The organism is Atopostipes suicloacalis DSM 15692 (assembly GCF_900129085.1).
GTDB lineage: Bacteria > Bacillota > Bacilli > Lactobacillales > Carnobacteriaceae_A > Atopostipes > Atopostipes suicloacalis.
In genome coordinates, this window is sequence record NZ_FQUF01000028.1 from 21,547 (window position 1) to 29,922 (window position 8,376).

The window sequence follows — 8,376 nt, forward strand, 5'->3', positions numbered from 1 at the left end:
TTTGTGAGGAGAATCAGAATGAAGATTTTTTTACTGTATGGAGGAAAAAGTGCGGAACATGATGTTTCAATTATTTCTGCCTATCATATTTTACAAGAAATTTACTATGAATATTACCAAGTCGTTCCCATTTATATTACCCATGAAGGAGAATGGCGCAAAGGGAATGTCATTAAAAACAAAGAAGAAGTACCCACTCTTTCTGACTTAAGGAAAGTAAGTGAAGAAGTTTTTGATTTTCAAGAATTAAAAGAAGAAGAGAGTGTTGCTTTCCCAGTTCTTCACGGTCCAAACGGAGAAGATGGAACGGTCCAAGGTTTATTTGAAGTATTAGGTGTACCTTATGTAGGAGCAGGAGTTTTAGCCAGTTCAGTCGGAATGGATAAAATTGTCAGCAAAGTTCTCTTTAAAGATGCAGGCATTCCTATCGTCCCTTACGAAACAGTCACTCCAACCGACTGGGAAGCTAGACCAGAAGAAGTCCTTGAACGAGTAGAGGAAAACTTGCCTTATCCTATGTATGTAAAACCAGCCAATTTAGGCTCCAGTGTAGGGATTTCTGAAGTAAATGATATTGAAGAATTAAAGGCAGGAATAAAGGTCGCTTTTGAATACGATCAACGGGTATTAATTGAACAGGGTATCAAAGGAACAGAAGCAGAAGTGGCTATATTAGGAAACGAAGACGTACATACTTCTGTTGTTGGAGCGCTTGTTAAAGAAAACCAATTTTATGATTATGACTCAAAATATTTAGATGAAGGAGTCGCTCTACAAATTCCAGCAGAATTTCCACAAGAAACATTGAACAAACTACGCGAATATGCAACAAAAGCCTTCATTGCGATTGATGGAAGCGGACTTGCTCGAGTAGACTTCTTTGTAACCGAAGATCAAGACATCTACATCAATGAGATTAATACATTCCCAGGCTTTACCCCAATTAGCATGTACCCTAAATTATGGGAAGAAACCGGTTTGGCTTATGGAGATGTCATCGAAGAATTGTTACAGTTAGCTATCCAAAGACATGAAAATCGTCAAACACGATACGGAAAGCAAAGATAAACAGAATGAAAAATAAAAAAAGACAGGAGTGATTTCTTTGATCACTTGGAATCTATTCGATATAGTGAAAGCAGTAGGGGGAGAATTAATAAATGCCCCAGCTGAAGATATTGAAATATCAGGTGTTTACCATGATTCTAGAGAATTAACAAAAGGGTCCATTTTTGTCCCCATTATTGCTGAACGAGATGGGCATGATTTTATCCAAGATGCAATAGATAAAGGCGCAGCTGCTTCTTTTTGGAGTGCTGATTTAAAAAATGCTCCCAAAAATCTTCCACTAATTAAGGTAGAGGACACAGAAGAAGCGTTTAAAATGTTCGGTCATTGGTATTTAAAACAAGTGAACCCCAAAGTTGTGGGCATTACAGGAAGTAATGGGAAAACAACCACTAAAGATATGACAGCTGCTGTGTTAAGTCAAAAATATGAAACCCACAAAACAGCTGGGAATGAAAATAACCAACTAGGGGTTCCTAAAACAATCCTATCCATGCCACGGACGACAGAAATGCTTGTTTTAGAAATGGGCATGAGCTCTCCTGGTGAAATTACCGTACACTCACAAACCGCACATCCAGATGCAGTAGCAGTAACGATGATTGGTGAATCTCATATTCAAGCCTTTGATGGATCTCGGGAAAAATTAACCGATGAAAAAATGAGTATTTTAGATGGCTTGAAAGAAGATGGCTTATTTCTCCATCCATATCATGAGAAACTTATTGATGAACGTTTGGATGAATCTATTCGAGATCAAACATTTGGCTTTGATGAACAAGCAGATATTTATGCCTTTGATATTGTCGAAAAAACTGAAGAAACATCTTTTTCTGCAACTCTGTCAGTAGATGATGAAGAAAAAGAACTAGAAATCACCATCCCCATTCCTGGAAAATATAATGTGAATAATGCCTTAATGGCAATTTTATTTGGGTTAGAGTTCGGAGTGTCTTTAAAAGAAGTGAAAGAAGGTTTGGAGCACTTTGAATTAACCAAAAATCGTTTAGAGTGGATAGATGGTGTGAATGAAACCCACCTTTTAAATGATGCATACAATGCCAGCCCAACCTCTGTAAAAGCAGCACTTTCTTATTTTTCAGGCATAAACACAGAAGGCGATCGAATTGCTGTACTGGGCGATGTATTAGAATTGGGCGAGCAGTCCAAAGAATTACATGAAAGCATGGCTGAAGCAGTAGATTTAGAAAAATATAAAGCAGTTCTGCTTTATGGCGAGGAAATGGAAGCTCTCTATCATGTTTTAAAGGCACGTAAAAAGAGTGATCACGTCGCTCATTTTTCTGGCGACAAGGAGCCATTGATTAAAGAACTTAAAAAGCTTGCTGAACCAGAAGATATTATACTCTTTAAATCAAGCAACGGCACAGATTTATTGTCCGTTGTCGATCAATTAAGAGCAAAAAAATAAAAGGAAGGTGTTTGAATGATTGTAGGAACAGGGATTGACCTAGTCGAACTTGAACGAATTCAATCAATCCTTGCGCGACAAGAGCGCTTTTACATGCGCGTTCTAACGCCAAAAGAACAGGAAATCTTTCTTACCTTACCCAAGCACCGGCAAATAGAATTTTTAGCGGGAAGATTTGCAGCTAAAGAAGCTTTCTCAAAAGCGATGGGAACAGGGATTGGCAGCGAAGTTACCTTTCAGGATCTAGAGATTCTTCCAGATGCTTTAAATAAACCAGTAGCACAGTCTAAACGATTTACCGGGAATATTCATTTATCAATTTCTCACTCCAAGCAATACGCAATGGCCCAAGTCCTTTTAGAAAAAGACTGAAAATCTTAAAAGCCTTAACCACTTATCCAGGTACTTTCATAAAAAGAGTCTAAAAAAGTGGTTGAGAAACTTCCCTTATATGCTAAAATAGAAGGTAACAAAAAAGAGTTTAGTTTTTTGGGAGGCCAATGGAAATGTCAGAAAGAAAAAAAGAAGTCACTGTCGAAATTGATACCAGCCTTTACTCTGCAATTGAAGAATATTCTGCTTCTGCAGGTGTTAGTGAAAGAAATGTGCTAAATTATTTAGTCAGCAATTCTTTAGATGAATTTTCAAGCAATTATTATCACTTAAAAAAAGGATATATTGAAATGGGGAAAATCAATTTAGAAATCAGTAATGCTTTTACTGCCTCCGAAAATGAAGCACTCATTTATATTCAGGAAGAGTAATGCTGAATTTCTGATTATGTAAAGGGGAATCCGAACATATGATGAAAAGAGGAGACGTCTATTATGCAGATTTATCACCGGTTGTAGGTTCCGAACAAGGAGGAACACGACCTGTATTGATTTTGCAAAATAATATAGGAAATAAATACAGCCCGACAGTCATTGTTGCAGCCATCACGAGTAAGATCGGAAAAAGCAAAGTTCCAACACACGTTTTAATTGGTAAAGACAAAGAACTCACAGAAAACTCCGTCGCATTATTGGAACAAATACGGACCATTGATAAACAAAGATTAACAGACAAAATTACGCACCTAAGCGATGAAATGATGGAAGATGTAGACAAAGCATTAAAAATCAGCTTAGGAATTACATAAAAAACATTAAAAGCCCGCTTCTCGAAGCTAGGCTTTTTCTTAAGTTTAAACATAGAAACAGACTAGAGAAGGATAAAAATATGAAACTATCAATCAGACAACTGACCCTAAATGCTATGATCGCTGCTATTTACGTAGTAATTACTATTTTTTTGCCCTCATACGGCCCCTTGCAATTGCGATTAACCGAAATGTTTGCTCACCTACCCATGTTTAATAAAAAATATTCAATAGGGCTCATTTTAGGAGTAGCCATCGCAAATATTCGCTCAGAATTTGGAATTTATGATATTATTTTTGGAACCTTACATACCGCTTTATCTCTACTCATTGTCTTTTTCATTATAAAAGAAAGCGATAGTCTAATGAAAAAGATGCTGATCAATACAGCCGTATTCACAGCCATGAGTTTTATTTTAGCGCTAATGGTTTCTATTTTAACAAACGAATTATTCTTTTTCTGGGTAAACTACGCCAGTTTCGCAGCTAGCATCGCCATTGTTATGCTAGTAACCATTCCCGTCATTTTATTTTTAGATCAACAAATTCATTTCAATCAAACCATGGAGCGTTAACCCTCGCTTCGCAAATGACTAAAACATACTTTTATAAATAGAAAAAAGTTTTATAAAACAGTAAACTAGAATCCAACGTCTATTTAATCAATAGAGATAGATTCTAGTTTTTTATTTAAATGGGCAAAACCCGAGGTGAAAAGTGCCAAAAACAAAAATCAATGCTATGATAAAGCCAATAAAACGCATTTTTAATAAGGAGGATTTTTAATTATTATGAAAGCTTGGACAATGAAGCAACCTGGTGGACTAGATCAACTCGTCATCGAAAATCGTCCGATTCCCACTCCATCAAAAGATGAAGTTTTAATTAAAGTAGAGAGTACAGCTATTAATCGAACCGACATTATTACGAGAGAAAACACGGCCCTAGAAGCTCCTTACCCTATTTTAGGAGTGGAGATTAGTGGAATAGTTGAAAAAGAAGCGCCTAATTATCCAAAATTAAAGAAGGGAACACGAGTCGCAGGACTGGTAAATCGGGGAGGCTATGCAGAGTATACCGTAATGCCGGCAAACCGGGCAATCATAATTCCTGATTCTATGTCTTTAATCGATGCGGCAGCCATTCCCGAAGTCTTTTTAACGGCTTATCAAACCATGTTTTGGCTGGGAGAATTAAAACAACAAGAGACTATTTTAATCCATGCAGCAGGCAGTGGAGTTGGCACCGCAGCGATTCAATTAGCGAGTCGGAAAATAACCGATGCAAATATTATTGCTACAGCAGGATCGAAACATAAACTTGAGATGGCAAAAGCCTTAGGAGCTCAGCACACGATTAACTATAAAAAAGAAGATTTTGCCGAAAAAGTTTTAGAATACACAAACGGTCGTGGAGCGGATGTTATTTTAGATTTTATAGGAGCCTCTTATTGGGAGCAAAATCTAAAAAGTGCCGCAATCGATGCAAAATGGATCTTAATCGGTACGCTTGGTGGAGCAGAAGTAGAGAAAATGTCTATCGGTGGTTTAATGCAAAAACGTTTATCTTTAAAAGCAACCCTTTTAACGCCAAGAAGTGATGACTATAAAGCCGAGTTAACGCAAGAATTTTCGAAAAGAATTATTCCATTCTTTGAAGAAGACATTATTCAACCGATTATTCACTCAGTCCTTTCGTTTGAAGACCTGCCAGAAGCACATCGCCAGATGGAAGCTCATGAAAATACAGGTAAAATTGTTGTACAAATTGCAGAAGATTAATCTAAGCAGCTGAAAAATAAATAGAATAAAAAAGACTTCCTTTTAAGAATCAGGAAGTCTTTCCAAATAAAATGACTTAGAAATAAAACTAAAAATACAAAAAGTAGCACTTAGTGTTTTTCTTTAAGGTTTTCAACTTGGATGACCCGGAATCCGCGACGATCGAGTATTTTTGAAATGTTTTCAACATCTTCATCGGTAGCACTTGGCTCCAAAGTCATAATGGTTCGTCGAATAGGTCCTTCTTCAACATCCAAGGTAATACAACTCATAATATCACTATATCGATTGACGAATTTAGCGATATTTGCTAAGTCACCTTTTTCACCTGCTGAAGCAATCGTTAAAACATAGCTTCCCTTATCTAATTTCCAAGATTGTTCGAGTAAATTAATTAAGGCACTATGTGTTAAGATTCCATAAAAATGATCATTCTCATCAAGTACCGTAATATAAGGCAAATCTTTAATCATAAAGAAAATACTATAAAAAGAAGAAGAAGTATGCACAAACTTTGTCGCATTTTTTAATAAATGAGTCACCGGAAGAGTCATATCTTTCCCTTCTGATTTATGCTTATAAATATGCATACGGTAGATGTTTCCACGGTAAATACTCCCCGATTCATCTAAGATAGGGACACAACGATATCCAAATTCTTCCAATAATTCTAAAGCTTCTTCTAATGTGACTGTTTCAGGAACAGTTCGAACTCTAGTTTTAGCAAGAGATAATTCTTTAATTAACATTAAAACGCTCCTCTCCCATAAATATTAAATTATAATTACATTATAGCAAAAAACTCTAATAATAAACACATAAACTGTATTTTTTGTAGAAAGAAGTGTAAAAATGACCAAAAGAAATGAAATGATGGATCGCCCAGTCATTAATAAAGAGGTACGAGATTTTTTAAGAAAAGACCAAAAACAATTATCAGGACACCTAAAAGAATTACAAAATATCGCAAGTGAACGACGCAATCCCGTTATTCCGCATGAAACAGTCTCTTATTTTATCTGGTTGCTGGATCAGTTAAAACCAAATAAAATTTTAGAAGTAGGGACAGCTATTGGTTTTTCCGCCAGCATCTTTGCTGAATATACAGAAGCTAAAATTCAAACCATTGAACGTAATCCTGAAATGATTGAACGAGCGAAAGCAAACTTTGAAGATTTTGGTCTTACCGATCGAGTAGAAATACTTGAAGGACAAGCAGGAGAGTGGTTAGAAAAATTACCAGCAGATACCTTTGATTTTATTTTTATGGATAGTGCAAAAGCAAAATACTATGATTTCTTTCCTGACTGCATGCGAATTCTTCAAACAGATGGCGTCTTAGCCGTCGATGATGTCTTGCAAGGCGGGACTATTTTACAACCCACCGAAGAAATTCCACGAAGAGTACGGAAAATTCATAAAAAACTAAATGCTTTCCTAGAAGTTGTCTTAGACCATCCCGCACTGATTTCGACAATCTTACCTATCGGAGATGGCTTATTGTTGATTACTAAAAAAGAAGACTTTGATTTTTCATTTATGAAAGAAGAATAATAAATAATTAAATAGGATTGGGTTATTATTTTAAAGTTTAGGTATTAATGAATCGATTTCGATTTATTAATACCTATTTTTTTTATATGAAATAAGTAAATACATTTGAAAAATTGAAATAAATCACGTGAAATATAATTAAATGTATAGAAATGTGCTATAATATAATAAAAACAAAGTGGAAAATTAGAAAAAAATCGGTTTGTTTTTTTATTAAATAGGAGGAAAATCAATGGAAAAAATAGTATTATTAATCTTTTTTATATATGGTACAATCTTTGGTTCTTTTTTTAATGTTGTTGGTCTTCGAGTACCCAATAAAACATTATTTAAACAACAACGCTCCTACTGTGATCATTGTGGTCGAACATTATCATGGGTTGAACTTATTCCTATTCTTTCTTATTTTATTTTTCATAGGTGTTGTAAAGAATGTCAACAAAGAATTTCACCACTTTATCCGGTAATCGAATTCTTAACTGGAATTTTATTTGCTTTTACATATTACAGAGTAGGCTGGACTCCTACTTTAGCTTTAGGCTTACTATTAATTTCATTAGTTATTCCTATTACTGTATCCGATGTCATATATCAAAAAATCCCAAATAAGATATTACTCTTCTTTATACCTTTATTTTTATTATACCGTTTAGTTAATCCGTTAACTCCATGGTGGGATTCACTAGCAGGAGCTTTCTTTTCTTTTTGTCTTATATTTACAATACTTATTTTAACAAAGGGTGGAATAGGTATAGGAGATTTAAAGTATTTCACTTTACTAGGATTTATATTTGGTATATCTCGTTTTCTTCTTTTGTTATTCTTCTCTTCACTATATTGTTCAATAGCAGGAATTATTTTACTGAAAAGGAGTAAGAGTAGCTTGAAGACAAAAATATCATTTGGTCCCTATATAGGATTGGCAACATTAACTGTCTTTTATTTTGGTGAAGACATCCTCCAGCAGTATCTTCAACTGCTCTATAAATAGAACTATAATTGATAACTAGTAATATATAGATTTAAGACGGTAGGCAATAGTAGATGCTTTAATTTAATTAAGAATCTCTTATACAAAGGCACTAAACATCAGCTTCTATAAAATTTTATAAAAAACTATATGATTGCTTCGCAATCTAAGCCATGACAGAAAAGAGAGAGTATCCTATAATTAACATAGGAAACATTAATCCGAAGGTTTAATGGGTTTTGCCGAACCTGTATAAAAAACTGGATGAACATTTTATCTTTTGCGATAAGCCGAATACATCTTAGAATGTGAAAATAAAATTACAATATTTTATAGAATGTTCTGTTTCCTAAATTATTTGATGGAGGTTTTCATCATGGAAGTTATGATTGAGACATGTTGTGGAATCGACGTTCATCAGAAGACAATT

At 34.8% G+C, this 8,376-nt stretch carries 10 protein-coding genes; 9 read left to right on the forward strand and 1 reads right to left on the reverse strand.

The genetic code is table 11. From position 1 onward, the window contains the following. Window positions 1-18: 18 nt before the first annotated feature. The 7 genes from BUB96_RS08345 to BUB96_RS08375 all read left to right on the forward strand — a co-directional run bounded on the left by BUB96_RS08345 (window position 19) and on the right by BUB96_RS08375 (window position 5,422). Window positions 19-1,068 (forward strand): D-alanine--D-alanine ligase, encoded by a 1,050-nt coding sequence (locus BUB96_RS08345; protein ID WP_073298417.1) that lies wholly within the window; start codon window positions 19-21, stop codon window positions 1,066-1,068. Between the two features lie 37 nt (window positions 1,069-1,105). Further along, window positions 1,106-2,500: a UDP-N-acetylmuramoyl-tripeptide--D-alanyl-D-alanine ligase gene (locus BUB96_RS08350; RefSeq protein WP_073298418.1), complete on the forward strand. Its 1,395-nt coding sequence runs from the start codon at window positions 1,106-1,108 to the stop codon at window positions 2,498-2,500. Window positions 2,501-2,515: 15 nt separating this feature from the next. Beyond that, window positions 2,516-2,872: a holo-ACP synthase gene (gene acpS / locus BUB96_RS08355; RefSeq protein WP_073298419.1), complete on the forward strand. Its 357-nt coding sequence runs from the start codon at window positions 2,516-2,518 to the stop codon at window positions 2,870-2,872. Between the two features lie 134 nt (window positions 2,873-3,006). After that, the gene (locus BUB96_RS08360; RefSeq protein WP_073298420.1) at window positions 3,007-3,264 is read left to right on the forward strand and encodes a hypothetical protein; all 258 of its coding nucleotides are present in this window, start codon (window positions 3,007-3,009) and stop codon (window positions 3,262-3,264) included. Window positions 3,265-3,302: 38 nt separating this feature from the next. Then, the gene (locus BUB96_RS08365; RefSeq protein ID WP_073298421.1) at window positions 3,303-3,641 is read left to right on the forward strand and encodes a type II toxin-antitoxin system PemK/MazF family toxin; all 339 of its coding nucleotides are present in this window, start codon (window positions 3,303-3,305) and stop codon (window positions 3,639-3,641) included. A gap of 80 nt (window positions 3,642-3,721) precedes the next feature. Continuing rightward, window positions 3,722-4,216, forward strand: coding sequence for a QueT transporter family protein (locus BUB96_RS08370; RefSeq protein ID WP_073298422.1), 495 nt, complete (start codon window positions 3,722-3,724; stop codon window positions 4,214-4,216). Between the two features lie 216 nt (window positions 4,217-4,432). Then, window positions 4,433-5,422: an NAD(P)H-quinone oxidoreductase gene (locus BUB96_RS08375; protein ID WP_073298423.1), complete on the forward strand. Its 990-nt coding sequence runs from the start codon at window positions 4,433-4,435 to the stop codon at window positions 5,420-5,422. Between the two features lie 110 nt (window positions 5,423-5,532). Here BUB96_RS08375 and cbpA read toward each other — a convergent pair whose 3' ends face one another. Next, on the reverse strand, window positions 5,533-6,171 hold the full coding sequence (gene cbpA / locus BUB96_RS08380) for a cyclic di-AMP binding protein CbpA (RefSeq protein WP_073298424.1): 639 nt from the start codon (window positions 6,169-6,171) through the stop codon (window positions 5,533-5,535). A 103-nt stretch (window positions 6,172-6,274) separates the two neighbouring features. Between cbpA and BUB96_RS08385 the strand changes: the two genes are divergently transcribed. Further along, window positions 6,275-6,976: an O-methyltransferase gene (locus BUB96_RS08385; protein WP_073298425.1), complete on the forward strand. Its 702-nt coding sequence runs from the start codon at window positions 6,275-6,277 to the stop codon at window positions 6,974-6,976. A gap of 232 nt (window positions 6,977-7,208) precedes the next feature. Beyond that, window positions 7,209-7,967, forward strand: a complete 759-nt coding sequence (locus BUB96_RS08390; RefSeq protein ID WP_073298426.1) for a prepilin peptidase — start codon at window positions 7,209-7,211, stop codon at window positions 7,965-7,967. Window positions 7,968-8,376: the final 409 nt, after the last annotated feature.

Excerpts from the sequence above, each read along its gene's own strand:
- BUB96_RS08365 (WP_073298421.1), top strand. The coding sequence starts at position 3,303 with ATGATGAAAAGAGGAGACGTCTATTATGCAGATTTATCACCGGTTGTA.
- BUB96_RS08390 (WP_073298426.1), top strand. The coding sequence starts at position 7,209 with ATGGAAAAAATAGTATTATTAATCTTTTTTATATATGGTACAATCTTT.
- BUB96_RS08375 (WP_073298423.1), top strand. The coding sequence starts at position 4,433 with ATGAAAGCTTGGACAATGAAGCAACCTGGTGGACTAGATCAACTCGTC.
- BUB96_RS08370 (WP_073298422.1), top strand. The coding sequence starts at position 3,722 with ATGAAACTATCAATCAGACAACTGACCCTAAATGCTATGATCGCTGCT.
- cbpA (WP_073298424.1), bottom strand. The coding sequence starts at position 6,171 with ATGTTAATTAAAGAATTATCTCTTGCTAAAACTAGAGTTCGAACTGTT.
- BUB96_RS08345 (WP_073298417.1), top strand. The coding sequence starts at position 19 with ATGAAGATTTTTTTACTGTATGGAGGAAAAAGTGCGGAACATGATGTT.
- BUB96_RS08360 (WP_073298420.1), top strand. The coding sequence starts at position 3,007 with ATGTCAGAAAGAAAAAAAGAAGTCACTGTCGAAATTGATACCAGCCTT.
- BUB96_RS08385 (WP_073298425.1), top strand. The coding sequence starts at position 6,275 with ATGACCAAAAGAAATGAAATGATGGATCGCCCAGTCATTAATAAAGAG.
- acpS (WP_073298419.1), top strand. The coding sequence starts at position 2,516 with ATGATTGTAGGAACAGGGATTGACCTAGTCGAACTTGAACGAATTCAA.